The 26,179-nt window shown below is 32.4% G+C and carries 22 protein-coding genes; 6 read left to right on the top strand and 16 right to left on the bottom strand.

The features are described 5' to 3' along the window. The first annotated feature begins 129 nt into the window (after nt 1–129). Nucleotides 130–621, top strand: a complete 492-nt coding sequence (gene cfbA, locus Q4P18_RS04025; protein WP_303335901.1) for a sirohydrochlorin nickelochelatase — start codon at nt 130–132, stop codon at nt 619–621. A 58-nt stretch (nt 622–679) separates the two neighbouring features. Beyond that, complete coding sequence (gene thiL / locus Q4P18_RS04020; RefSeq protein WP_303335897.1) at nt 680–1,609, top strand: thiamine-phosphate kinase; 930 nt, start codon at nt 680–682, stop codon at nt 1,607–1,609. Between the two features lie 13 nt (nt 1,610–1,622). Here the strand turns inward: thiL and Q4P18_RS04015 are convergent, their stop codons facing one another. From Q4P18_RS04015 to Q4P18_RS03985, 7 genes are all read right to left on the bottom strand, one after another. Further along, nucleotides 1,623–2,885, bottom strand: a complete 1,263-nt coding sequence (locus Q4P18_RS04015; protein ID WP_303335894.1) for a UbiD family decarboxylase — start codon at nt 2,883–2,885, stop codon at nt 1,623–1,625. 7 nt (nt 2,886–2,892) lie between these two features. After that, nucleotides 2,893–3,906 (bottom strand): 5-(carboxyamino)imidazole ribonucleotide mutase, encoded by a 1,014-nt coding sequence (gene purE / locus Q4P18_RS04010; protein WP_303335891.1) that lies wholly within the window; start codon nt 3,904–3,906, stop codon nt 2,893–2,895. 229 nt (nt 3,907–4,135) lie between these two features. Further along, nucleotides 4,136–4,987 (bottom strand): coenzyme F420 hydrogenase subunit beta, encoded by an 852-nt coding sequence (gene frhB / locus Q4P18_RS04005; protein ID WP_303335888.1) that lies wholly within the window; start codon nt 4,985–4,987, stop codon nt 4,136–4,138. Between the two features lie 12 nt (nt 4,988–4,999). Continuing rightward, nucleotides 5,000–5,827, bottom strand: coding sequence for a coenzyme F420 hydrogenase subunit gamma (gene frhG / locus Q4P18_RS04000; RefSeq protein WP_303335885.1), 828 nt, complete (start codon nt 5,825–5,827; stop codon nt 5,000–5,002). Next, nucleotides 5,827–6,300 carry a coenzyme F420-reducing hydrogenase, FrhD protein gene (gene frhD, locus Q4P18_RS03995; protein ID WP_303335882.1) on the bottom strand — a complete coding sequence of 158 codons (474 nt, stop codon included), beginning with the start codon at nt 6,298–6,300 and terminating at the stop codon, nt 5,827–5,829. The genes frhG and frhD overlap by 1 nt, the downstream gene beginning before the upstream one ends. Before the next feature lie 16 nt (nt 6,301–6,316). Continuing rightward, a complete protein-coding gene (frhA, locus tag Q4P18_RS03990; RefSeq protein ID WP_303335879.1) occupies nt 6,317–7,534 on the bottom strand; it encodes a coenzyme F420 hydrogenase subunit alpha in 1,218 nt (405 codons plus the stop codon). 255 nt (nt 7,535–7,789) lie between these two features. Then, nucleotides 7,790–9,934, bottom strand: a complete 2,145-nt coding sequence (locus Q4P18_RS03985; RefSeq protein WP_303335876.1) for a Tex family protein — start codon at nt 9,932–9,934, stop codon at nt 7,790–7,792. A gap of 127 nt (nt 9,935–10,061) precedes the next feature. Here Q4P18_RS03985 and Q4P18_RS03980 point away from each other — a divergent pair, with 127 nt between their 5' ends. Next, nucleotides 10,062–11,777: a glycosyltransferase gene (locus tag Q4P18_RS03980; protein ID WP_303335874.1), complete on the top strand. Its 1,716-nt coding sequence runs from the start codon at nt 10,062–10,064 to the stop codon at nt 11,775–11,777. 11 nt (nt 11,778–11,788) lie between these two features. On the opposite strand, the gene mmp11 is transcribed toward Q4P18_RS03980, so the two are convergent. From mmp11 to hacA, 7 genes are all read right to left on the bottom strand, one after another. After that, nucleotides 11,789–12,727: a methanogenesis marker protein 11 gene (gene mmp11 / locus Q4P18_RS03975; RefSeq protein WP_303335871.1), complete on the bottom strand. Its 939-nt coding sequence runs from the start codon at nt 12,725–12,727 to the stop codon at nt 11,789–11,791. Further along, entirely contained in the window at nt 12,728–13,153 is a 426-nt protein-coding gene (gene ribH, locus Q4P18_RS03970) for a 6,7-dimethyl-8-ribityllumazine synthase (RefSeq protein WP_303335868.1), read from the bottom strand. Nucleotides 13,154–13,331: 178 nt separating this feature from the next. Next, on the bottom strand, nt 13,332–15,689 hold the full coding sequence (locus Q4P18_RS03965; protein ID WP_303335866.1) for a glycosyltransferase family 2 protein: 2,358 nt from the start codon (nt 15,687–15,689) through the stop codon (nt 13,332–13,334). A gap of 41 nt (nt 15,690–15,730) precedes the next feature. Continuing rightward, nucleotides 15,731–18,151, bottom strand: coding sequence for a glycosyltransferase family 2 protein (locus Q4P18_RS03960; RefSeq protein ID WP_303335863.1), 2,421 nt, complete (start codon nt 18,149–18,151; stop codon nt 15,731–15,733). 8 nt (nt 18,152–18,159) lie between these two features. Further along, complete coding sequence (locus Q4P18_RS03955; RefSeq protein ID WP_303335860.1) at nt 18,160–19,170, bottom strand: isocitrate/isopropylmalate family dehydrogenase; 1,011 nt, start codon at nt 19,168–19,170, stop codon at nt 18,160–18,162. After that, on the bottom strand, nt 19,142–19,624 hold the full coding sequence (locus Q4P18_RS03950) for a 3-isopropylmalate dehydratase small subunit (protein ID WP_303335857.1): 483 nt from the start codon (nt 19,622–19,624) through the stop codon (nt 19,142–19,144). Before Q4P18_RS03950 ends, Q4P18_RS03955 begins: the two co-directional genes overlap by 29 nt. Before the next feature lie 5 nt (nt 19,625–19,629). Further along, nucleotides 19,630–20,877, bottom strand: coding sequence for a homoaconitase large subunit (hacA, locus tag Q4P18_RS03945; RefSeq protein ID WP_303335854.1), 1,248 nt, complete (start codon nt 20,875–20,877; stop codon nt 19,630–19,632). Between the two features lie 108 nt (nt 20,878–20,985). On the opposite strand from hacA, the gene Q4P18_RS03940 reads away from it, so the two are divergent. Next, on the top strand, nt 20,986–22,206 hold the full coding sequence (locus tag Q4P18_RS03940) for a DUF2264 domain-containing protein (protein ID WP_303335851.1): 1,221 nt from the start codon (nt 20,986–20,988) through the stop codon (nt 22,204–22,206). A gap of 33 nt (nt 22,207–22,239) precedes the next feature. On the opposite strand, the gene Q4P18_RS03935 is transcribed toward Q4P18_RS03940, so the two are convergent. After that, the gene (locus Q4P18_RS03935; RefSeq protein ID WP_303335848.1) at nt 22,240–23,127 is read right to left on the bottom strand and encodes a TMEM175 family protein; all 888 of its coding nucleotides are present in this window, start codon (nt 23,125–23,127) and stop codon (nt 22,240–22,242) included. Nucleotides 23,128–23,135: 8 nt separating this feature from the next. Further along, entirely contained in the window at nt 23,136–24,374 is a 1,239-nt protein-coding gene (locus Q4P18_RS03930; RefSeq protein ID WP_303335846.1) for a nucleotide sugar dehydrogenase, read from the bottom strand. Nucleotides 24,375–24,463: 89 nt separating this feature from the next. Between Q4P18_RS03930 and rfbD the strand changes: the two genes are divergently transcribed. Further along, on the top strand, nt 24,464–25,312 hold the full coding sequence (gene rfbD / locus Q4P18_RS03925) for a dTDP-4-dehydrorhamnose reductase (RefSeq protein ID WP_303335844.1): 849 nt from the start codon (nt 24,464–24,466) through the stop codon (nt 25,310–25,312). Further along, nucleotides 25,312–26,178 carry a glucose-1-phosphate thymidylyltransferase RfbA gene (rfbA, locus tag Q4P18_RS03920; RefSeq protein ID WP_303335841.1) on the top strand — a complete coding sequence of 289 codons (867 nt, stop codon included), beginning with the start codon at nt 25,312–25,314 and terminating at the stop codon, nt 26,176–26,178. Before rfbD ends, rfbA begins: the two co-directional genes overlap by 1 nt. Nucleotide 26,179: the final 1 nt, after the last annotated feature.

Here is a 26,179-nt window from a genome sequence, read left to right as displayed (position 1 = left end):
ATAATCATATGCAAATAACAAAATTTACACATCGACAAAGGGTTTCAACAAAGCCCATTCTTATTACTTAATTTTAAATAATTGTTAAAGCAATATTAAATTATATTCAATTTATTTTAAGGTAGTAATATGAAAGATTTTGATTTTAAAAATTCAAAAACAGCCATTTTACTTTTAAGCCATGGTAGCAGATTACCAGAGGGCAAAAAAGTAATTGAAGCTTATACTAACATGTTTAAAGAAGAATATCCAGACGCAATTGTCGATTATGCATTTATGGAAATAAGACAACCAGACATTCCAACAACTATTAATAAACTTACACAGGAAAATGACTTGGAAAAAATAATCGTAGTTCCAGTTTTTATTGCACATGGACTTCATACAAAAAGAGATATTCCAAAAATATTGGGAATTGAAGTTGAAGAATTGGATATTGAAGATTCACACCATCATCATCATGACCATGGCCACGACCATCATCATCACCATCATCATCACGATCACGACCATGATGAAAAGGCAATTGATTTCGATGGGGAAATAATATTAACAGATCCTCTTGGAATAGAGGAGAGCATTCTTGAAATTATTAAAAATAGAGTTAAAGATAATTTATAAACTTTATTTTTTCTTTTTTTATAATTCTTTAAATAATATTAACATTAAACAATAATTCATGGAATTGAATGTTTCAGATATTGGTGAAAAGGATATTGTTAAATACATTCTATCTAAATGTAATACAATCACTCCCGATGATACGGCTATTACTAAAATAGATGATAATTCAAATCTTATTTCAACCACTGACATGCTTATTCAATCAAAACACTTCCCTAAAAACATGACTTATTTTCAAATGGGTTTTAAAGCAGTAACCGTAAATGTGAGTGACCTTGCAGCAATGGGTGCTAAGCCGTTAGGATTTCTTCTATCAATAGCAATTCCAGATTCTCTTAATTTCAGTAATTTTAAAGAGATTATAGATGGGGTATTAGAAGCCTGCGAATTTTATGAAATTCCTTTAATTGGCGGGGATACAAATGAGGCAAGTGAAATTATAATAAACGGAACTGCATTAGGGACTAATGAAGACTCATTAATGAAAAACACTTACAAAAACAACGATTTAATAGCCATTACAGGAAATATTGGTCTTGCAGCTTTAGGCTTTTATTCAAATGATCTTAAATATTTAGATAATATTTTAAAACCAGTAGCTAGAATAAAAGAGGGAATGATTTTAAAGGAGAACGGAGCTACAAGTGCAACAGATATTACCGATGGCCTTGCAAGTGAACTACATGAAATGTTTAATGGAAAAGGAATGCTGATTTATGAAGATAAATTAAATATCAGTGATGAATTTAAAGAAATCGCTAACAATATGGGTTTAAATTATTTGGATTTAATTTTCAATTTTGGAGAAGACTTTGAACTAATTTTTACAATTCCTAAAGATAAAGTTAAAGATTTAGAAGAAAAATTGGATTTCATTATAATAGGTGAAATTAACGATTCATCTGAGATTAATATAAAATTAGCTAATGGAAAAATTAAAAAAATTCAAAAAAAAGGATATAATCATTTCAAAAAAGAAATATAAGTTTGGAATAAATTTATTCTCCAAAACTCACTCTTTCAAATTTTTCAATATTTTTAAAGGATTTTGTTGCATCAATTCCCATTTTAGTAGTTGTTCCATCACTTTCAGCAACAGGATCTAAAGATGAACCCCTAACATTAGGAACAATCATAATGTCCTTATCGGCTTTAACACGGGTAGCTACAGCATATTCAACATCTTGAGGGTCAAATACGTCAACATCTGTATCCACAACTATCGCATGTTTAAGGGAAGGATGGGCAGATAATGCAGCCATAATTGCATTTTTTCCATCTCCTTCAGTTTGTTTATTTATGGAAATGGCTGCATGAAGCCAACAACAACCTCCTTCAGTTAAAACAACAGTTTCTACAGTAGGGACTGCGTTTTTAACAGATTTATATATTCTAGGTTCTTGTGGAAGGCCTTGTAATAATTTATGCTCAAATCCTGCAGGAATAATTGCATGATAATAAGGATTTTCTTTTACAATATGCATTTTAGATAAAGTAATGACTGGCTGGTCACGTATAATATCGTAAGTGTCAGTTAAATCTACAAAAGGACCTTCAGGAGTAGTTTCAGTTACAGATATCTTACCTTCCAATATGATGTCTGCTTTAGGAATTTCAAGGCCATTTGGAGTCTTAATCAACTCCAAATTAGAATCTTTGAATGCGTTTGCAACATCCATTTCATTATAGTCAATTGGAATTGAGGTTGTACTTGCAAGTAGAATTGCCGGATCCATTCCAATTGCAATTGCAATTTCCAAGTCTTTTCCAATCTTTTGGGCTTTTTGGAAATAAGTATAAAGATTTCTTGGTACAATTCTGATAGCTAGTCTCTTATTGTCAAGCACCATCATCCTATGAATTGAAGCATTTTGAATGCCAGTTTCAGGGTCACGTGCAAAAACAACACCCGCTGTAATATATGCTCCACCATCTCTTTTATAATGTGTTAAAATAGGTATTTTATTCAAATCAGCTTCACTAGTTTCATAATCAGAGAAATCTGTAAATTCATCGACTTTTATAGGTTTGTCGCTAGCATTAATTATTTTTTCAGTAATTTGGGAAACTTCACAATTAATGGATTTAGCAATTTTTGCTCTTGTATTACAAATCCCTGAAATTATTGGTATATCAAATCCTTTCACATTATTTAAGATTACAGTATCAGTAGGATATTCACGAAGTATTTTTGCAGCCTCATATTCGCTGCTGACTTCATCATCAATTTCAATAATATTTTCGTTTTCTAAAAAATTCATATAATCACTATACATTAATTTTTTTACTTTTAGTTTTTTCTAAAATGTGTCTTACTTCTTCATCTTTTATTGCAAGAATTTCACCTGCGAGAATTGCAGCGTTTCTTCCATTATTCAAACCTACGGTTGCTACAGGAACGCCTGGTGGCATATTAACCATTGAAAATATTGAATTGTATCCTGATTCGTTATTACATGGCACTCCAATAATTGGCTTGGTAGTAAGGCTTGATAATGCACCTGTCAAAATGGAGGCATTAGAACTTATTCCAATAAACAGGCATGCGCTTTCTTCAACACTTTTAACATAACTTTCAAATCTTTTCGGTTGTCTTATAGGACCAAGAACTTTTAAATCATGGGATATCTTAAGTCTATCAAGAATAACAGCTACTTTTTTAGCTATTGTTATATCGCTGTAATTGGATACAATAATTGGAACCTCAACGTTATCAACTTCAAAATCAATATAATCAGGCTCGCTAATCTTAAGCTCATCTACCTTTAAGAAATCATTTTGAATATATTTTCCTTTGATTAGTTCGGGAATTTCTTCATTGCTTTTGTATACTTTCTCTTTATATTCATTTCTTAGTTCAATTAGTTTCTCTTTAATTTCTGGGTAATGAACACTTAAAATTTGGGCTGCAAGTATCGCTCCGTTATCTCCCCTATCAATTCCAACAGATGCTACTGGTGTGGGATAAGGAAGTTGAATTGTTGAATACAATGCATCTAACCCATCAAGTTTTCCTTCTACTGGAACTCCAATCACTGGCTTTGAAGTATGTGATGCAATTATTCCAGGAAGATGGGCTGCCAAACCTGCAATACCAATAAAAACTTCAATTCCTGCTTCTTCTCCTCTAATTACAAGTTCTCTAACGAGATGGGGAGTTCTATGTGCAGAAGCTATTTTTAAACTATAAGGAATTTCAAGTTTTTCTAAAATATCAACAGACTTTTTTGCTATATCAATATCAGATCCACTTCCTAGTATAATCATTATTTTCGGTGTCATTTTTTAAACCCTCTTAATTTTCCATAAATAAATTATGATTTAATAATATATATTATATTTGATTGAGAAGTTTGATAATAAATTTATAGTTCCTTTATTTAAACTTTAAAATAAGATTGTTGTAGTGGATGAATTTTAATAAGGACTAGTAAAATAAGTTTAATAATAATTTATTGTAATAAAAAGCGTTAAAATAATTTTATGAAAAAAAGAATAAAAGAAAAAAGAATTAGTATAAAGTAGGAATTGGGATTCCCATTTTAACTCTTTTTTCACGTTCTGCTGCACCTTTTTCTTTTTTACCTTTAGCTAATTTTTCAAGTAAAGGTAAACCAGGTTTTACTTCTTCGATTGGTTTAGTTTCAATTAAACCTACTTCAACAGCAGATTTGAATAAGTCAATACCAGAACCGGTTCTGGTTAAAACAGTGGACCAACCATCTGGGGAACCTACTGAACCAGTGGATACATCTGCATATTCACAAACGTAATCCATACAGATATTACAACCAGCTTGTTCATATCCGTGGGTCTTTTTAAGACCGATTCCTTTTTCTCCGTCAGCAGTATCAATCATGAATTTTCCTTTACCAATGTCCATTTTTTTAACATCGGATAATGGAGTGTCCATTAAAGCATCAGCGAAAGTGTCTAATGATGCCATTGGGAAGTTTTCCATACAGAAAATACCAACTACTAAGCTAATTTTGTCTCCGATAAATCTGGTGGAGAATGGGTAAGCTTGTACTTTTCTGATTCCTTGCATTTGACATGGGGTTGCAACTACTCCCATTTTTTCAAGACCGAATTGACGTGCTGCTTCTTTAATTCCATATACTGTTGGTGACATTGAGTATTTAGTCCCAGCAGCAGCTAAGATTTCTTCAGCGGTGGTAGCTACTTCAGGTACAGGTACCCAGTCGTCTCCTGGATCTCCTGCTACTACAGCTCCTTCAATTACTCCAGTTTCAATCGCGTGAATAAGTAATGCTGAAGCAATTCCTCCGTCTTGTGCTACATCTAATATTTTTTTATCGGTAGCTCTTGCAGATACAGCTTCTTTGTAGTTTCCTAATACCATTTTTAAGCCTCCTTATAATCCTGTATCCTTTTTAATTTGTTCTTCAGGTAACCAAGATCTTGGACATAATGTGTAACAACATCCACATTTAATACATCTAGCATTGTTAATGTGTGGTCTACCTTCAATCATTTTGATAGCTCTAGTTTGACATGCGAGTGCACAGGTTCCACATCCAGTACACATTGCATTACGGATAACATTGTTTAATAAGTCACAACCACATGCGGTTTGACAGGATGCAATATCCATAGCTGGTTTTAAGTAGTCCATATCGCCTTCAACTAATGCGATGATGGTTTTTCTAATCATTTCTGGACCTACAGGACATCCTGGAAGTGCAACGTCTACTTTAATTAATTGACTAATTGGTGCAAATGATTCGTGTTTAGGTTGTGCTTGTTGTCCACCACGTGCGTAGGTAGTGAAACATCCGTTAATAGCACAGGAACCGAAAGCACAGATTAAAGTGGATTTTTCTCTTGCTTCGTAAAGTTCTTTTAAACTGTGTTCATCTTGAAGACATACAGATCCTTCAATTAAACATAAATCCATTTCTGGCATTTCCCATAAGTCAACTAAGGTTTGTCCGTATACGATATCAATCATATCAGTAAGAACAACGTCTAAAATATCGTAGTTTTCTGTTAATGACATTCCGTCTCCAGTACAACCACTTAAGTGGATGTATCCAACACGTGGTTTTTTACTACCAGCAGCAGGTTCTGGAGCATCTTCTCTTTTTTCTGTAATTACTACACTTTCTTGATTTTCAACTTTTTTAGGTTCAACTTTTGGTTCGTCTGATCCCATTAAAGCTTTTTTAATTTTTGAAAACATTATAAAGCCCCTATTTCTTTTAAAATAATATTAATAGCTTCAGGTATTGCCTCTTCAATTTCAGTAGTTAACCCCATATCAATATCAATTATTGGAACGTCTTTTGGCTGACAACCAATTATTTTTACTTCACATTCTTTTTCTAGTTCTGAAAGAAGATGCTCTCCAGGCCTTGCATGAGGATTTTCATATCTGCCTAATGGCGTTTCTTCTGGTTTTAATATTCTAATTTCTCCAGGTTCTCCACCAAAATCAATAGCATCTACTACAATAACCTTTTTCCAACATGTTTCTGGAAATGTAAAAATATGATATGATGCTCCGGTTCCTCCATCAACAATTTCAGTTTTATCTGGCAATGAATTTTCCTGGAAATACTTCTTTAACTCTTCAATAACAGTAGATCCAAATCCATCATCTTTATAAAGGATATTTCCACATCCAACAACTAAGGTTTCTACATTATAAGGCATAAAAATCCCAAATTAATTAAAGTTTCATATGTTCATTTCTTAATATTTTTTTCTCATCATCTACAACCATTACGTGGGTAGCACAGGATAAACATGGGTCGTAAGCTCTGATTACATGTGGAGCTAATTCATGTGAAAATCCTTCAGTTGCAGGTCCCATAGTTGGTATGTTCCAAGTAGTTGGTACAATAGCAGAGTAGAATTGAGTTTTTCCATCTACAACTTTTGCCATGTGAACATTAGTTCCTCTAGGAGCTTCAATTACACCAATACCTAATTCACCAGTACCTCTTGGGTCATATTCAGCTCTAGCTGGTGCAGAGGTATCTAATTCATCTAATTTTTCTAATACATCAGCGTAACTTACGAGCATTTCTTCTGCTCTTGCAATGTGTTGGCTTGTTACTCCTTTACCTTTGAATCCTGAGAATTTTTCCATTCTAGCTCTAGGACCGGTTTCTACATTTTTACCATCTAATAATGGAATAACGGTACAAGCTCTTTTACCTACTTCTTCGTCACCATACCATGCTTCTGGTAATACTTCACTAAATTTGTCCATATCAAAAGCATCAGGGTTTCCGTAGGTTTTGTCGGATGCAAATAATGGTACATCAACTTTTCCTAAATCTTCAGGGAAGTCTGCTTTGTAAACTAAGTCTTTAATTAATTCAACATGGTTTTCAAGAGTACCTTTTAAATCTTTCATTTTTTCGATTAATTTTTCTTTTGCTAATGGGGAGATATTTCTAGCCATACCACCTATTCTAATATCGGATGGGTGAATACCTTCTCCAGCAATGGTATCTACAACAAATTGGGTAGCTTTTCTTACTTCTCCAACACTTTTTACAGCGGTTGTAAATAAGTCATCAGGTACAACATCAGGAGCAATTAAGAAATGGTGAATTGCATGACTGTTTATGTTGTGTGCACTTAAGGTAATTTTTCTTAAGAGTTTACCTGCTTTAGGTACTTCAATTCCGAGAGCAGCGTCCATTGCTTCTACTGAAGCTAAGGTATGTGGAATTGGACATACTCCACAGATTCTTTGACATAATACAGGTGCGGTTTCAGGACTTTTGTCAAGAACCATTTTTTCTAAACCCCTTACAGGAGTTATACTAAAATACATTCCTTTTGTAACAATTCCATCATCATCGACTTTCATGAGTAATTCTGCATGTCCTTCTTGTCTTGATGTAGGAGATATTACTTTAACATTTTCGTTCAAATATGTCACCTCATTTAAAATTAAAGTTTAACAACATTTTATATTTATAATTTCTTTATATTAAAAGTTTATTTATTGTAGCTCATTTTTTTAATTTTCTTGCCATTTTTTAGCTATTTATTCATTTTTAATAATAAATAAATTTATTAAGAAATTATTGATATGAATATTAATATATATCGATTATATTTTTAATTATATATAGTTAATAGTATATTTTAAAAAACAATTTTAAATTTAACATCTCTTTTTTGTTTATAACAGCATCGACAATTGAATTCTATTTTTTGAAGTGTCTACGCCCAATACCTTAACATCCACAATGTCTCCGATTGATACAATGTCCAAAGGATGTTTTACAAACTGATTAGCTAATTGTGAGATATGTACAAGACCATCTTGATGAACCCCTATATCAACAAATGCCCCAAAATCAACTATATTTCTTACAGTTCCCTGTAGAACCATTCCCTCCTCTAAATCATCTATATTTAAAACATTTTTTCTAAGGATAGGTTTAGCCATATCGGAACGTGGGTCACGGCTTGGTTTTTTTAATTCTTTAACAATATCTTGAAGAGTCATCACGCCAATGTCCAGTTCAGATGCTAACTTATCATAATCTAAATTATCTAGATCATGATTATAATTTCCAACATCATCCAATTTTATATTAAGTCTTTTCAAAAGTTTTTTAGAAACTTCGTATGATTCTGGATGTATTGTGGTATTATCTAAAGGATTTTTTCCATTTGTTATTTTCACAAAACCTGCACATTGCTCAAAAGTTTTATCTCCAAGATTCTTTACATTTTTTAAATCCTCACGACTCTTAAATGCTCCGTTTTCCTCACGGTATTTTACAATATTTTTAGAAGTTGTTTTATTAATCCCAGAAATGTAATTTAAAAGACTGCTTGATGCGGTATTTAAATCAACCCCTACTTCATTAACAACATGCTCAACAACGCCCTCCAAACTTTCATTAAGATTTTTCTGGTTCATATCATGTTGGTATTGTCCTACTCCAATGGACTTTGGATCAATTTTAACCAGCTCAGCTAATGGATCTTGAAGACGTCTAGCTATTGAAATTGCACTTCTTTCACCTTCATTTAAATCGGGAAATTCCTCAGATGCCAATTTACTTGCTGAATAAACAGAAGCCCCCGCTTCATTAACGACTATATATTTAACGTTTGTATCTTTGATAATATCAGCGACTACTTTTTCGGACTCTCTTGAAGCTGTTCCATTCCCGATGGCTATTACATCAATATTATGCTTTTTTATTAGATTTTTTACAATTTTTTCAGATTCCTTAATCTTTTTTTGAGGTTCCGTTGGATAAATTAAGGAAGTTTCAAGAACCTTTCCAGTTTCATCAATGACAGCTAATTTACATCCAGTTCTAAATGCCGGATCCCAGCCAAGGATGGTTTTTCCAGCCAAAGGACTTTCCATAAGAAGTTGATAAAGGTTCTTTGCAAAAACAGCAATTGATTGTTCTTCACTTCGCTCTGTTAAATAATTTCTCACTTCTCTTTCAATTGACGGCGAAATAAGGCGTTTATAAGAATCTTTTATTGCATTTTTAATAATTGGAGTAGTATACTGATTGTATTCAATTTTCTTAGGAATTTTTGAAATGTTTTTTAGGATGTGCCTATTGAGGTAGTTTATAATTTCTTCATCATCAATTTCAACTTTAGCTTTTATTATCCCTTCCTTTTCAGCTCGATTTATTGCTAATAGTCTATGGGGTGGAATTTTTGAGACTTTTTCACAATAATTATAATAGATTTCATATTCCTTGTCATCTTCATTGTTCTTTGCTTTTGTTTGAATGTCTCCGTGATAAATAAAATTTTCACGTATTCTTTTTCTAAAATCTGAATTGTCCGAGATATTCTCAGCTATTATATCAGAAGCCCCTTTAATGGCATCTTCTACGCTGGGAACCTCTTCATTGACATATTTTTTAGCAATCTTTTCAATTGGGGTTGTAACTTCCTGTTTTATAATTATTTCAGCAAGTGGTTCCAGGCCTTTTTTCTTAGCAATCGTAGCTCTTGTCTGTTTTTTACTTTTAAATGGCCTATAGATATCTTCTAATTCAACCAGAGTTTTTGCATTTAATATTTTATTGTTTAAGGAATCGGTGAGTTTGCCAAGTTTTTTAATATGTTCAGCATATGTCAACTTTTTCTTTTCTAAGTTTCTTAAATATTTAAGGCGTTCATCAAATTCCCTTAGTATTTCGTCATTCAATGAACCTGTAATATCTTTTCTATATCTTGCAATAAATGGGATGGTATTTCCTTCATCTATTAATTTAATAACTCTATTTACTTGCCATTTTTCAAGTTGTAGCTCTTTTTCTAAGATTTTCTCTATCATCGCCTTAATGTTTATTTGTTATTAAAAAAGTAGTTTTTGCTAAATAATTCTATAATAACTTATAAAAACCTTTATAGTAATTAAAAAACATATTTTATAGTGATTTAAAAATTAATGGTGAATAATTTTGGCTTGGTTGTTTGTACTACTTACTTTCTTCTTAGCTGCTTTCAAATCCTCTGATAAAATATATCAAAAAGTAGCAGTCATACTACCAGCTTTCAACGAAGAGGAGAATGTTAAAGCAGTCATAGATGTTATATCGAAAGTAAGCTATGTTGATGAGATTATTGTTGTAGATGACGGTTCTACTGACGGTACCGCTAAAGTGGCTACTGATGCAGGAGCAATTGTAATCTCTCATGAGGTTAATAAAGGTAAAGGTGAAGCTATAAAAACAGGTTATAACTATACTAACGCTGATATTATCGCTTTTATCGATGCAGACATATCTAATCTCACTAAACATAAGGTAGATGCTATTATCAGGCCAATTTTAGATGGTAAAACTGAAATTACAAAAACTAAATTTGCTCGTGCTAGTGGCAGGGTAACTGAATTAACTGCAAAACCCCTTTTAAACTTTTTTTTCCCAGAAATTTCTTTTGAACAACCATTGAGCGGACAGTTCGCCGCTAAAAAGTCTGCACTTAAAAAGATTAATTTTGAACCTGATTATGGTGTGGATGTAGGTATAGTATTGGATGCAGATGTTCATGGAATTTCTATTGAGGAAGTTGACATTGGTGAAATTGAACATGACATGTCTCCGTTATCAGATTTGCATATAATGGCAAATGAAGTAGTAAGAACCATCATGGATCGTGCAAATAAGTATGGAAGAGTTGTCATGATTGATGATATTGGATTCTTTATTAGGATGCTTATTGTAGGATTGTCCCTTATTATTTTGGGATTGTTCACTATTTTCTTTGTAAAATTTATTCCATTGGCTATTGGTGTTTTTATTGTAGTTGTTGGAATGGCTTTGACTGTATATTACCTTATTAAGGTTATTGCAAAATCTATTTCAATGTTTAAGAGACTTCCTAGAAGTAATTTAATAAAATCATTTATTAAAATTCATTTTCCAGTACTTATCTCCCTCATTATTTTAGTTTTAATGATTTCAACATTTTTAGGTGCTGCAACATTCGAGAATGGATCAATTTCCATTGAGCCTACTTCAAGAAATCTTATTATATTTTCTGATAATGACAATAAAATCGCAGTTAGGGGACCATTTTCCATCGATTCAGCTATTGAAAATGAATCCAATATTATTAGGGTTCCTTCTGATGCCTTAGATACATTAGGTCTTTCACATGGAGATTTAATTAATATAAATAAGAATTCCTATATTATTGATCAACCTAGGCCAGATGAAGATTATACAATAAGACTCCCAATGGAAGTAAAACAATTTTTCAATGTTCATGATGGGGATTCAATTCAGAATAGCCGTCTAAATACATTATTCGATAAATCTATTGCTTATCATAATGTCGGTGAAATAAATAACATTTCTCTTTCAGATAATTTTGAAATAACTGACCTTAACAATAATGCCCATATTTTCAAAGTTAGCATTGACAATGAATCATTTAAGCCAATTATAGGTTGTTTTGAAGATAATAACACTTATTTGGTTTCCTATAATAACGTTGTCATTGGAGAGCTTAAATTTGCAAATGGAACATTTTCAAATCAAACATATTCATTTGATACAAATGGCCATAAAATTGAAATTGAAATCTCAAACGAAACAACAAGTTCAGTTAAATACTTTTTAAATTCAAAAGAAGGTAAGTTTTTAGAATTTAATACTATTATAAAAAAATAAAAAAAGAAAGTTTATTTTTTATCATAAACTTTTACTGCTTCTTCTACATCGTTATATAGTCCAAGAGCAGCTAATGCACCAACTTTTCCTTGTTCTCCTGTAACAGCTATTAATGGGATGTTTAATTCTTCTGCAGTTTTTTCAGCAGTTTCAACATCCATCATTCCACTTTTAGTTGCAATGGAGTATTCTCTTAATTTGGAAGGAATTTCAAGACCTTCTAAAATAGCTATTGCAGTTTTATCAGATAATGTATCTCTTTTAAGAAGTTCTATTGTTCTTTCAATAAGTTCTTCTTTTTTATCGCTTTCAACAGCAAAAGTAAGTGCAATTGATACACAATTTTGAGTTTTATGTGGATTGTGAGGATATAATTGAACAATTATATGATCTAAGTATTCAAAACCTTCCTTTTTAAGCTCCATTCCTAGGTTATGTGCCATTGTCCAAGTTGCGCCGGCATCTTTTGTATCTGTATCGTCAATACCTATAACCACTTTTTCAAGCTTAGGAGTTACAACGGTAGCTTTACCAGGCTTTGAACCTCCACCAACTTCTAAAAGTTCAACATATTTTACTCCTTCACCCATTCCTCTACACATTCCAGCTCCAACGCCAGCACCTGCAAGACCGGAATGAGTAACTCTTACTTCATCCCCATCTACAGCTATTTCATCAATCCCTGCTGCATTGAAACTTGCTTGAAGGTCTAAAGGGGCGGATCCCACATGACAGGAGTAAACGTGTTTATTCCCGTCACGATAAGCGGAGTCAATTAATTCACTATTATTTCTATATTGGTTAAGTAACCAATGTGAACCAGAAATACATGGATGGAATTCAATTAATTCTACTTTATCACCATCAACTAAAGTTAAAACTTTTTCATATGGTGCAATCCAAGGGTCATTAAACTTCTCTTTTAATTGTTCAGGTTTAAGGATTTCCATCTAATCATCTTTTAATGATTCTAATCTTTCACACATTTTAATAGCTGCATCTACAGCCTTTTTACCCATATCGATACGTCTGTGAGCATCAAGTCTGGTCATTCCAGGACCACTTATACCAAGAGTTACTGGTTTTTCGTATTCTAAGGATAAGTCAGCTATTTTACGGGAAGCATGTTGTGCTACAATTTGATCATGGTCAGTTGCACCTTCGATTACAGCACCAATTGCCACTACAGCGTCTATGTCATCTTTTTCAAGTAATTTTTTAACGATTAATCCCATATCGAATACACCAGGGACGGTAACTACTCTTGTAATTTCACAGTCTCTAAATCTTGCTTCTTCTTCAGCAAGACCTAACATCATTTGGGTTATATCATAATTAAATTCTGCTACTACAGCACCTATTCTGTATTTTACCATAAATATCAGTCCTCAATTTTATTTAAAATCAACTTCCTCCAAATACGAGGAGTATAAATCCAGCTACTGCACTTAAAACCATAATTAAAATGATGAATAATGCAGCCAATTGTAATTTTGTAAATTTCATATTTACTCTCCTTATTAATATAATAAGTTTTAGATTATTAATATTTTTTTAATTATTTTTTGCACGCTTCAACAAACCCTTGAATTTTCTAAAGTAATCTCTGAATTTTTTCAATAGTTTAAACATGAAACGTGGTCTCATCCATTTTCTTAGGTAATTTGTATATTCTCTATATTCTTGAATTCTGCGTTCGTAGAATCTTTGTTTTGGTGTTAAAGTTTCTACGGTTCTAGCTAGGCCTACCATCTTATTTAATAAGTGGGCATGTCTTTCCTGATAATACTTTATGATTTCATATTCATTTAATTCTTCTACTTTTACTGCAACTCCTAATTTATCGGCCATTATATGATTTATTGCCATTTTTGAAGAATTAAAGTCTTTTATGTTGGATTTGTATTTTATGTTCTCCATTCCATTCATTATGCTTCCCTTTTCACAGATGGCCCAGATATCATTTCCGCTTCCTTTGTAGTCTGATATTTTGGAAGGTAAAAATGGGTTAATGTCATATATGCCATTTGTTGAAGCGTCTTCCACGAGCAATATGTCCATTTTTGTAGTAAGGTTTAGGAATTCGAAGTATTCAACAGGAGGGTTTATTTTAGTTTTTTCAAGAATTTCGGGGGTTAAAATCTGTTCAAACATCAATGAATTTGGTGTAAATATGTGTAAGCGGAAATTGTCTTTGAATTCCTCATTCAAATGATTAAAACCTGCCATGAATTCTTCAAAGCTTCTGCTTCCGTAGACCACGCCGAAGTAAGCGAAATTAATATAGTTTTTATCAATTTCATAGTCACTATTTCTAAGATAATAGTATTTCTTTTCCAATGTAGGATGCCTGCTTACTTTGGACTTATTATAAACCATCTCCTTTAGCTTAGGGAAGTCTTCAAGCATTATCTCCCTTTGATTTTCATTAGTGAAGATAATTTCATCAGCAAGTATGAATGTGATATATTCCACTATTTCGTTTACAGTATCAGTAATCTTTACTTTGTCAAACCCATCAGGAAGTGCTTTATTAATTTTTTCAACTAATTCTTCATCATTAATGGAATTACTCATATATTTTCCTTCCAAGGTATAAATGACTGGATCTGAAAATTCTGCTGTCCAATAAGTATCATGAGTAGCTTTGTAGAAAAATCCAAGTAAATGTGATGGGATAAATTGTGCTCTACTGTAAATTTTTTCATAGGTTGGTTTTTTGTTTAATATTTCCAAACCTTTTTTCACGAATTTTTTCCCGTCAGAATAGAAAAAGTAGTCGTCAATATCTATTTTCATCTTATCGGTGACAAATTCATCAACAATCCTACCCAATAATTCATCTTTAGGCTCATCGTCAAGTGTTCCGCATATTACACTGACATTTCTTTTATTTAGCAAGATCTTTTTAGCTATAACATTACTGGATGTTGTACTTGTTGGTGCAAATGCATAGGATATTATCAATTCGCTATTTGGTTTATTGAGCTGTGTTGGGTCTTCATTTATATATTTGTAAGGGAAATAATCGAAATCTTGTTTGTCCACAGCATACATGACTCTTTCTAAATCCTCAGGGTATTCAAAGAGATATTTGTTCATCCATAAGACCTGTGAGGTGATTAAATTCCTAATCATTATCTTCACTTTTGGATTTTTAGCAATCCTAAGTGATTTATTAAGCTCTTTAATAACTTTCAAACGATCTTTTATGTTAAATTCATATGTAATGTCCTGTCTTGATACAGAATCTGATCTTAGAAGCCTATAATAAACAGCATCTTCGCTTTTGTCTAAAAGATAAAACTCAAAGTCATTTTTGGCATACAATGAAGAATAGAATGCAACATCTTCCCCATTGCTTAAAACAGGATTAAACAAGTTATCCTTGACAGCATTGCTCGGAATCAGTTTCGCTGTCATTATAACAAGAGCACTAGTTAAAGTAGAGTATGCATCATTAATCATTCCACTTCTTTTAAGAAGAGGTCCGCTGATGTAGGACTCCTTAACTTCACCTGTATCTTCATCGATATCTAGAAAAGTTCCAATAACCACCCTATTGGGTTTAGCCTTCTCAAAGAACTTTTTAAGATAATTTGGAGTTATACGATCATCGTCATCTACAAAGGTAATGTATTCTCTTTTAGCTTCAAAAATACCTTTGTTACGGGCATAGGCCGCTCCTTTTTCACTTTTAGTTAATACAATATTAAAGTCAGGGTTTTCTTTTTGGAATTTTTTGATTATGTTTGGTGTTTCATCTTCCGGACCATTAACAACAAAAATCACTTCAAATAAATCATTTTCCAATGTTTGTTCTTTTAAAGAATCTAAAAGAACACTTATGTGGTTTTCACCCTTATATGTTGGCACAACTACACTAACACCTTTTTTCAATTCCAAACTCATACCCTTCACCATTTTTACATTTGATAGCTAGTATTTTAATTTTAATTCTTTAATTTCCTATATAAGCTTCTGACTTTTTTTAATGCAGTAAATACAAAACGAGGCCTCATCCATTTTCTTAAATATTCAGTATAGTTCTTATATTCTTCAATTCTAGCTTCATAAAATGTATTTTGTGATTTTAATGCATTTCTTTCTTTAATTAAATCTTCTTTTTCCTTCTTCCATTTTTCTTTTTCGGCAAGCAATGCCTTTTTTTCAGAGCTTAACTTATTTTTTTCCTGCAATAATGAATTTTTCTGTGAAATTTCATTGTTCTTTATATTATTCAATTGACTCAGCTTAGTTACCAAATGGGAATGCCTGACTTTATAATATTTAAATAATTCTTCGTCGGTTAGATCATCATTATTTATTTTTTCTCCTAACTTATCACTCATTATCTGATTCAAGACGCTTTTTGCAGAATTGATGTTGTTCATAGAAGATTTATATTTAATTTCGGCCATGTGGGACATAATGCTGTCTTCATCACAGACTGCCCAGATATCAACATTTGTTCCTTTATAATCTGATACTTTAGATGGCAAGTAAGGATTGAAATCATATAATCCAGCTACGGTACTGTCCTCTACAAGCAATATGTCCATTTTTGTTGTCAGATTTAAAAATTCGAAATAGTTGATGGGGTCGTTTATTACGGTTTTTTCAAGAAGCTCTTCGCTTAAGACCTCTTCAAATATTTCCCTATCGGGACTGAATACGTGCAATCTAAATTTTTCCTTATATTCATCAGGTAAACTATCAAAACCATTTATAAACTCTTCAAAGCTTCTATTTTCATATAAAACTCCGAAATAAGCAAAATTAACATAATCATCGTCTAATTCATAATCGCTTTTCCCGATATAATAATATTTTTCCTCTAGGGTAGGATGCCTTTTCGTAATGGATTTTTCAATGACCATTTCCTTTAGCTTTGGAAAATCGTTAACCATCAGCTCCATCTGCTTTTCATTTGTAAAAATAATCCTATCTGCAAAGATATAAGTTATATATTCAATTATTTCGTTTACTGTGTCAGTGACTTTTACCTTGTCAAATCCGTCAGGTATGGTTTCATTAATTTCATCTACAAGGTCCTGATCATTTATTGGTGAACTCATTAACCCTGCATTAAAATGACGAATAATAGGATCTGAGAATTCAGCAGTCCAAAATGTATCATGGGATATTTTGTACAAGTATCCTAGATAATGGGCCGGAACGAACTGCACGCAGCTATAGATATTATCATAAGTCGGTTGTTCATTTAGTATTTTCAATCCTTCCTTTCCAAATTTTTTTCCTCCGGAATAGAAGTGGTAGTCATCCAAATCCACCAACATCTTCTTGTCCACATATTCTTCAACGATTTTAGCCATTGACTCGTCTTTTGGCTCATTGAAGAGTGTTCCGCAGATTACATCAACATTTTCCTTGCTTTTTAAAATCTTTTTGGCCACGTCATTACTTGATGTTGTACTTGTTGGTGCAAACGCATATGAGATTACAAGTTCATTGATTGGTTTGTTTATGTTTGATGGATTTTCGTTTAATAGCTTGTAGGAGAAATATTTGAATTCATAATCATAAACTTCAAGCATAACCTTCTCCAAATCCTCAGGATACTCAAATAAATATTTATTCATAAATAGTATCTGTGAATCTATCAGACTTTTAATCAATTCTTCATTGGCGGTACTGGATAATTGCTTATTGAATTCCTTTATGTTCTCTAGAGGCTTTCTGATATTATTTTCATAATTAGGCTTTTCTAACAATTTGTAGTAGAATGCCTCGTCATTTTTATCCAATATATAGAATTCAAAATCATGTCTTGAGTATAATTTAACATAATACTGAAGATCTTCGTTGTTGTTTGTATTAAAAGAAGTATATTTGATACTAACTGTAGGAATTAACTTCATTGGTATGTGTATTGTGCCTGATAACTTATTGGAAAAAGGATTTTTTATTAACCCTCCCTTTTCAAGACTAGGTGAAGTAAAATAAGTATTCCTAACTTCTCCGGTTTCTTCATTAACATCCATAAGTGTTGGAATTACAATTCTATTGTTTTTAGCATTTTTAAAGAGCATTTCAAGATATTTTGGACTGATGTAGTCCTTATAATCAATGAATGTAGTATATTCCCTACCTGCTAATGAAATGCCTTCATTGTATGCTTGGGATAATCCCGGTTCACTGTTGGCTAGGATTATGTTAATTTCAGGATTTTTTGATTTAAACTCTTCAATTAACTTGGAATTGCCTTTGTCTTGAATGAAAATGATTTCAAATAATTCGTTATCTAGGGTTTGCTCTTCAAGAGAATTTAAAAGAGGTTTAATATTGTCCTCCTTGTTTGAAGTAGGAACAATTACACTTACTCCATCTTTTAATTCTACAGTTGATATCATTTGATCACTTATAAATTCTCTTTAATTGCATCTGCCATTTCAAAGGTATTCGCATTTCCGCCTAAATCCCCAGTCAACACTTTTCCTTCGGTTAAAACTTTTAGGATTGCAGCATCTAATTTATCAGCTGCTTCATTTTCACCAATGTATCTAAGCATCATTACAGCGGAGAGAAGCATAGCTGTAGGATTTGCCTTTTTCTGTCCTGCAATATCTGGTGCTGATCCATGTACAGGTTCAAACAATGCTCCTTCTTCACCAATGTTAGCTGAAGGTAATAATCCAAGACCTCCAACGACTCCTGCACCTTCATCAGACAAAATATCTCCAAACAAGTTAGTAGTCACGATAACTTCAAAGCTTTGAGGGTTTGTAATAAGATACATTGCTGTAGCATCAACATAGAAATCTTCGGTTTCGATTTCTGGATATTCTTTAGCTACTTCATAGAATATTTCCTTAAATAGTCCATCACTTTTCTTAAGAACGTTTGCTTTGTGAACAGCTGTCACTTTACCTTTGTTGTTTTCTTTTGCATACTCAAAAGCATATCTAATAATACGTTCTTCAGCTGCACGAGTGATTATACGTTTTGCTATAGCTCCTTCTGGAGTATATTCTTCTTCGTCTGCAATATACATGCCTTCTGTGTTTTCACGTACAATCATAAAGTCCACACCACTAAACAAAGATTTGGTGTTTGGATATGATTTTACAGGCCTTAAATTTGCAAACATTTTCATTTCCTGACGTATTTTTACAATTACATTTGCTGCACTTTCCCCTGCAGCTCCAAATAAACACGCATCTGCATTTCTAATAATGTCAAGTGTTTCTTCTGGAAGAGGGACTCCATTTTTCTCAAGGCATTCATCACCAGCCTCTCCAAATACATAATCAAAATCCAAGTCAAGACCATCCAATACAGATAATGTAGCTTCCATTACTTCTTGACCTATCCCATCTCCAGGAACAACTGCTATTTGGTATTTATTGTTTTTTTTGCTTGAGGTACTCAATTAACCCACCTTTTTCTAAAATTTCTAACATGAATGGAGGTAATTTTTTAAAGGTAATTGTTTCACCGCTTTCAGATGTGATTGTTCCTTTCTCCATATCTACTTCAATTTCTTCTCCTTCCTCTACAAGTTTAGTTATTCCAGGAGCTTCAAGCAATGGCACTCCCACATTTGTAGAGTTTCTATAAAAGATTCTTGCAAAAGATTCTGCAATTACAGCTGCAACGCCTAGCCCTTTAAGAGCAATTGGTGCGTGTTCACGTGAAGATCCGCAACCGAAATTATTTCCAGCCACTATAAAGTCTCCAGGGTTACATTTTTCATTAAAATCTTCATCTAAACCTTCCATACAATGTTGAGATAATCTTTCTTCATCTGTGTAAATCAAATATCTACCAGGAAGAATAATATCAGTATCAATATCGTTTCCAAATTTCCAAACTTTTCCTTTCATGTCACTCACTCTGGTACAACAATTCTTCCTTCAAGTGCAGATGCAGCAGCTACTGCAGCAGAAGATAAATAAACTTTTCCGTCAGGGCTTCCTTGTCTTCCTTTGAAGTTTCTGTTTGATGTAGAAAGACTTACTTCATCTGGACCAATAATTCCAGTATGGCCACCTAAACAAGGACCACAGCATGGAGCTGATACGAGAGCACCGGCATCAACAAATATTCTAAGTAATCCTTCATCAAGTGCTTTACTGTAAACTTCTTTTGAAGCAGGAATAACCAACATTCTTGTTCCTTTAGCTATTTGTTTTCCTTTTAATATCTTAGCAGCATCTCTTAAATCGCTAAGTCTTCCGTTAGTACAGGAACCTAAGAAAACTTGGTCGATTTCCTGATCCACTTCGCTAACTGGTTTTACATTGTCAACATGGTGTGGGCAAGCTACTTGTGGCTCTAAATCGCTCACGTCAATGTCATAAACAGTCATTGAGTCAGCATCTTTATCACTTTTAAATACTTTGTAAGGTTTATTTGAACGACTTTCCACATATTTTATGGTTTTTTCGTCAGGTTCCACTAAACCGGTTTTTCCACCCATTTCAATAGCCATATTTGTAAGAACCATCCTATCGGAAACAGTCATGTTTGATACGGTTTCTCCACCGAACTCACAAGCTTTGTAAGTTGAACCATCAACTCCCATTTGCCCAATAATATTTAAAATAACATCCTTAGCATAAACATTATCTTTTAATTCACCAGTTATTTCGAACCTGTTGGTTTCAGGGACTTTAAACCAGAGGGTTCCTTCAGAAAATACCATTGCCATATCTGTAGATCCAATACCGGTTGAAAATGCACCTAATGCACCATGAGTACAGGTGTGTGAGTCTGCCCCTACAATAACTTCTCCAGGAACTACATGTCCTAATTCTGGTAAAATTTGATGACATACTCCTGCGTTAACGTCATAGAAATTTTCAATACCTTGTTCTTCTACGAATTTTCTCATTACAATATGATTATTAGCTGAGTCAATAGAATCTGCTGGCACTTGATGATCAAATGGAATTACAATTTTTGAAGGGTCCCATACTTTTTCAGTTCCAATTTCATTAAATGATTGTACTGCAAGAGGGCCTGTTAAATCGTGTGTCATTGCAACATCAATGTTTGCAATTACAATATCTCCAGCCTCAACTTCGTCTTTACCACTAGCTCTAGCTAATATTTTTTCTGACATTGTTTTTGGCATAATTAAACCTCTTATAAAATTTAAATTATCATTAATTTTTAAAAATATTTTTTTTAAAAAATATACATTATTAAGATTTATATATTATGTATAATAAAATATACTACTATGAGCAATTCTATTTTTGGACGTTTTAAGAAAAATAAAGCGGATTTTGTTGAACCTACTTTTCAAGAACCGACTCCAATTTGGGAAGATAGAAATTTTTGGATTGAAATAATGCAAAGAATATCTTATCCGGTTTTGTCTAATTTAAAAAAAGGTGAATTAAGAAAAAACATGCCTTATGAATCTTTAGGTAGTGAAATGGAAAAGTTTTCACCTTTTGAAGCATTTTCAAGAGTATTTAATGGTATTGCACCTTGGTTAAATTTGCCTATGGATAGGTCAAATGAAGGAAATTTGCGTGAAAAATATGTAGGCTTGACTTTAAGATCTATAGAAAATATTGTTAATCCAAATAGTAATGATTATTTAAGTTTTACAGAACCTAAACAGTCATTAGTAAATGCGGCGTTCTTTGCTCAAGGTTTATTAAGATGTCAACATAAAATTTGGTTAAATTTACCATTAGATGTTCAAGCTAGAGTTGCAGCAGAACTTAAGAATACTAGAATCATTGCTCCATATGAAAATCATTGGCTGCTTTATACTTCAATGATTGAAGCTACACTTTTAGATTTAACTGGTGAATGTGATTTTGAACGTTTGGAATATGGTTTGCTTAAATTTTGGGATGAATGGTATATTGGCGATGGTCTTTATAAAGATGGAAATCAATTCAAAGCAGGATATGAAAATAGTATGATTATTCATCCAATGTTAAATGATATTTTAATGGTCATGAGAAAATATAATGTGGATGGAAACGAATTTTTAAATAAACAGCTTATGAGAACAAGTAGATTGGCATCTCAGTTGGAACGTTCTATTTCACCTACAGGAACATATCCACTTATTGGCGAAGCTTTAACTTCTAGAGCTGGAGTTTTCCACAGTTTGTCACAAGCAACACTTCTTAGAATATTGCCGTCTAACATACGTCCTGCTCAGGTTAGATCAGCTTTAACACAAGTCTTAAGAACTCAATTTCAGGATAATCATAATTTCACTGAAGGAAATTGGTTAAGAATTGGAATTAATGGTAGTCAAATAAATGCTGCTGAAAAAAATATGAGTACCGGTGGACTTTATGCATGTTGTGCAGTTTTCTTACCTTTGGGATTGCCACAAAATGATCAGTTTTGGGTAGCTCCATATGAAGAATGGACTACTTTAAAAGCTTGGAATGGTAATCAAATTCAAGCGGATCAATCTATTGACTTTTAAATTTCAAATCTTTTTTTAATTATTGGAATAGTTCTAATCTTCGATTGATTCTTTTCCTTCATCTATTATTTTATTCAATTGAATTTTCAAATCATCTAAAGCTTCTTTTTTTATCTCTTTCTTCTCATTTTTACTTAATTCATCATAATTCTTATAATTTGTATTGATGTAATCTTCAATTTTAGAAGAGAGCATGAACTGTATTATTTTGTCTTTTTTAATATTGGCCAAAATATGTGGTTTTTCATAAATTTCTAATTTTTCATCATTTAAGGTTTTTTCTTTCTTTACAGCTAAAAATATAGAATATAACGGAATAATTAAAAATAAAACTAATAATTGTGGTGAGACAAAATACATTAATAAGTCGATTATTACTGTAATATAAATTAAGGAAGATAATGATTTTAAGGCATATCTTTTTTCAACTTCGTTTTCTTCATCCTTTAATAAATCTGTTTTTAAGGCATACCAGTACATAATTAAAGAAATAACTGAGGTAAGCGTAATATCAATTCCAAATAGAACTTCAGATACTGTAAATTCATTGTATTGGCATATGATTGAAGTTGTAAATGGGATGAACATAATAAAAAGTAAATAGAATATGTTTAACCATAAAAAAGGAATATTGATACGTCTTAATTTTATAAAATTATGGTGCTGTATCCAATATTCTCCTAGAATAATAAAACTAATAATTACTGTAATCAAACGATTTAAAGTTGAATGCAAGAAGTTTACCATAGACTCGGAATTTGCAAATATTGACGTTGGCAATGCTATTCCTAAAATAAGAAGCGTTATAGCTATTGCAAATACGCCGTCTGTTAATGCCATTAACCTATCTGGAGATATTCCAACGTCCATATCTCCCAGAGGATGGTTTAGAATTTTATTCCAAATTCCACTTTCGGCCATTTTAAAACCTATCCTTGAAGTTCATATAGATTTCCATAGTTGTAAAGAGTTATTCCTTTGGGAACATCTTGAATTATGGATTTGGTATCTAATATTATTGGATTTTCCATCTCTTCTTTTATTAAATCATAGTCTAATTCTTTGAATTCGTCATGGTCTGATAGAATTACGATTAATTCAGAATCTTTAATTGCTTCATTTAGATTACTATCAGGATTTATATGAGGATCATATGTGGTTATTTCATATCCCAAATTCTCTAGCTTAGCTATTATTTCGTAAGATGGGCTTTCTCTATCGTCATCAGTATTTCCTTTATAGGAAAGACCAAATATGGCTATTTTTCCTTCAGGAATTATTTTTTTGATATTTTCCACTACAAAATCAGGCATGCTATTGTTTGTATCTCTTGATAGCTTGATTATTTTTGCAGTTTCTGGAGCTTTTGCATAAATGAAATAAGGGTCAATAGCAAGACAATGGCCTCCAACACCAGGACCTGGTGTATGTATGTTTACTCTTGGGTGTTTATTTGCAAGTTTTATTACTTCAAGAGCATTTACTCCGATTTCAGCACCTATTTTTGCAAGTTCATTTGCAAGAGCAATATTTACATCTCTGAAAGTATTTTCCATACATTTGGACATTTCTGCTGTTTTAGCTTCAGTTTCCATCAATTCTCCTTCCACAAATTGACCATAAACTTCAATGGCCTTTTTAGAACATTCTGGTGTAATTCCACCAACAATACGATCATTATGGACAAGTTCATACATTATTTTTCCAGGAAGCACTCTTTCAGGGCAGTGAGCAAGATAGATGTCTTTCCCAACTGTAAATCCTTCATTTTCAAAAATAGGTTTAATTTCATTATCAGTAGACATTGGAGCTATTGTAGATTCAATAATGATTGTATTTCCTTTTTCTAAATAAGGCAATATTGATTCGCATGCGCTTTTCACATAACTTAAGTCACAGCTGTAATTTTCACTAATGTAAGGGGTTGGGACTGTTATTATGTAAGCGTCGGCCTTTTCAGGAGTCAATGATGCATGATATTTATTTTCAGCCACCGCTTTTTTAATAATTTCTTTCAATCCTGGCTCTTCAATGTGAATTTCACCTTTATTTAATTTATTAACTACTTCTTCATTAATGTCTACTCCAACCACATTACAGTCTTTAGTTGTAAATAAAGCGGCGGTTGGGAGTCCTATATATCCTTGTCCGATAATACAAATTTTCATCTAATAAGCTCCTAAATAATTAAGATAAATATTATAATTTAATTATATATACATAACTGTATATATTAATTTTTATAGAAGGAGATATTATGAAAATTTTAATTACAGGTTCTAATGGTATGTTGGGGCATGATTTAATTGAAGTATTTCATGAAGATAATGTTTTAATCAATACTACATCTAAAACATTAGATATTACAAATAGGGATGATGTAATTAATTTTATTGGAAAAGAAAAGCCTGATGTTGTTATAAATTCAGCGGCTTATACTAATGTTGACGATTGTGAAACAAATCAGGAAATGGCTTATGCTGTTAATGGGGATGGAGTTAAAAATCTTGCATTGGCTTGTAAGGAAACCGATAGTGTTTTAGTTCATATAAGTACAGATTATGTTTTTAAGGGGGATAAGGATACTCCTAGGCTTGAAAATGATGAATTGGGTCCTATGAGTATCTATGGGAAAAGCAAGCTTAAAGGTGAAGAAGCTATTCTCTCTATTTTAGATAAATATTTCATTATTAGAACTGCTTGGCTATATGGTTGCAATGGGGGAAATTTTCCCAAGACAATGTTGGAGTTGGCAAAAGAACACGATACTCTCACTGTAGTTTATGATGAGGTTGGAAGTCCAACATATACTCTTGATTTGGCCAAAGCGATTTCTGAATTGATAAAAACTGATAACTATGGAATTTATCATGTTACAAATTCAGACAGCTGTTCATGGTTTGAATTTGCAAAATTAATATTTGAATTGGCAGATGTTGATGTTGAAGTGACTCCTGTAACAGCTAAGGAATTTGCAAGGCCCGCTCCAAGACCATCCTATTCAGTTTTGGATAATAGAAAATGGGTTGAAAATGGATTTGAACCTTTAAGAAGTTATAAGGACGCAATTAAAGATTATATTGATATTTTAAATGGAGGTATTTGATGAAGGGAATTGTGCTTGCTGGAGGGTCTGGAACTCGTTTATATCCAATCACCAAGGCAATATCTAAACAACTAATTCCTATTTACGACAAACCAATGATTTATTACCCAATTTCTGTTCTGATGTTGGCAGGAATTAAAGATATATTAATAATATCCACTCCAAGAGATTTGCCTATGTTTAAGGATTTATTGGGTGATGGAAGTAGATTAGGTATTAAATTTAGCTATGAAGTTCAAGAAAATCCAAATGGTCTTGCAGAAGCATTTATAATTGGAGAGGAGTTTATAGGTGATGATAAGGTAGCTCTTATTTTAGGAGACAATATTTTTCATGGCCATAGATTCACAGAAATATTGGAAAGATCCTGCGAATTAGATGAAGGAGCTGTTGTATTCGGATATTATACCAATAATCCTGAGGCCTTTGGCGTTGTTGAATTTAATGAAGATGGAAAAGTTCTTTCAATAGAGGAAAAACCAGAAAAACCTAAATCAAATTACATAGTTCCGGGACTTTATTTCTATGACAATGATGTAATCGAAATAGCAAAAAACGTAAAGCCTTCTAGAAGAGGAGAAGTAGAAATAACATCAGTTAACGAGGAATACCTCAATAGAAATAAATTAAATGTGGAGCTTCTTGGAAGGGGAATGGCATGGTTAGATACAGGGACTCATGATGGATTATTGGAGGCATCTAACTTTATTGAAACAATTCAAAAAAGACAAGGGCTTTATGTTGCATGTCTTGAAGAGATTGCATACAACAAAGGTTATATATCAAAAGAACAACTTTTAAAAACAGCAGAAGAACTCAAGAAAACTGACTATGGTCAGTATTTATTTAACTTAGCGGAAAGATAAC

It is taken from the genome of Methanobrevibacter sp. (assembly GCF_030539665.1).
Classification (GTDB): Archaea; Methanobacteriota; Methanobacteria; order Methanobacteriales; family Methanobacteriaceae; genus Methanocatella.
The sequence above is the reverse complement of the archived record's forward strand: the minus strand, read 5'-3'. Positions and strand labels throughout refer to the sequence as shown.

What these genes read in the sequence shown, in the direction of transcription:
- cfbA (WP_303335901.1), top strand. Translation starts at nt 130, where the DNA reads ATGAAAGATTTTGATTTTAAAAATTCAAAAACAGCCATTTTACTTTTA.
- thiL (WP_303335897.1), top strand. Translation starts at nt 680, where the DNA reads ATGGAATTGAATGTTTCAGATATTGGTGAAAAGGATATTGTTAAATAC.
- Q4P18_RS04015 (WP_303335894.1), bottom strand. Translation starts at nt 2,885, where the DNA reads ATGAATTTTTTAGAAAACGAAAATATTATTGAAATTGATGATGAAGTC.
- purE (WP_303335891.1), bottom strand. Translation starts at nt 3,906, where the DNA reads ATGACACCGAAAATAATGATTATACTAGGAAGTGGATCTGATATTGAT.
- frhB (WP_303335888.1), bottom strand. Translation starts at nt 4,987, where the DNA reads ATGGTATTAGGAAACTACAAAGAAGCTGTATCTGCAAGAGCTACCGAT.
- frhG (WP_303335885.1), bottom strand. Translation starts at nt 5,827, where the DNA reads ATGTTTTCAAAAATTAAAAAAGCTTTAATGGGATCAGACGAACCAAAA.
- frhD (WP_303335882.1), bottom strand. Translation starts at nt 6,300, where the DNA reads ATGCCTTATAATGTAGAAACCTTAGTTGTTGGATGTGGAAATATCCTT.
- Q4P18_RS03985 (WP_303335876.1), bottom strand. Translation starts at nt 9,934, where the DNA reads ATGATAGAGAAAATCTTAGAAAAAGAGCTACAACTTGAAAAATGGCAA.
- mmp11 (WP_303335871.1), bottom strand. Translation starts at nt 12,727, where the DNA reads ATGGAAATCCTTAAACCTGAACAATTAAAAGAGAAGTTTAATGACCCT.
- ribH (WP_303335868.1), bottom strand. Translation starts at nt 13,153, where the DNA reads ATGGTAAAATACAGAATAGGTGCTGTAGTAGCAGAATTTAATTATGAT.
- Q4P18_RS03965 (WP_303335866.1), bottom strand. Translation starts at nt 15,689, where the DNA reads ATGAGTTTGGAATTGAAAAAAGGTGTTAGTGTAGTTGTGCCAACATAT.
- Q4P18_RS03960 (WP_303335863.1), bottom strand. Translation starts at nt 18,151, where the DNA reads ATGATATCAACTGTAGAATTAAAAGATGGAGTAAGTGTAATTGTTCCT.
- Q4P18_RS03950 (WP_303335857.1), bottom strand. Translation starts at nt 19,624, where the DNA reads ATGAAAGGAAAAGTTTGGAAATTTGGAAACGATATTGATACTGATATT.
- hacA (WP_303335854.1), bottom strand. Translation starts at nt 20,877, where the DNA reads ATGCCAAAAACAATGTCAGAAAAAATATTAGCTAGAGCTAGTGGTAAA.
- Q4P18_RS03940 (WP_303335851.1), top strand. Translation starts at nt 20,986, where the DNA reads ATGAGCAATTCTATTTTTGGACGTTTTAAGAAAAATAAAGCGGATTTT.
- Q4P18_RS03935 (WP_303335848.1), bottom strand. Translation starts at nt 23,127, where the DNA reads ATGGCCGAAAGTGGAATTTGGAATAAAATTCTAAACCATCCTCTGGGA.
- Q4P18_RS03930 (WP_303335846.1), bottom strand. Translation starts at nt 24,374, where the DNA reads ATGAAAATTTGTATTATCGGACAAGGATATATAGGACTCCCAACCGCC.
- rfbD (WP_303335844.1), top strand. Translation starts at nt 24,464, where the DNA reads ATGAAAATTTTAATTACAGGTTCTAATGGTATGTTGGGGCATGATTTA.
- rfbA (WP_303335841.1), top strand. Translation starts at nt 25,312, where the DNA reads ATGAAGGGAATTGTGCTTGCTGGAGGGTCTGGAACTCGTTTATATCCA.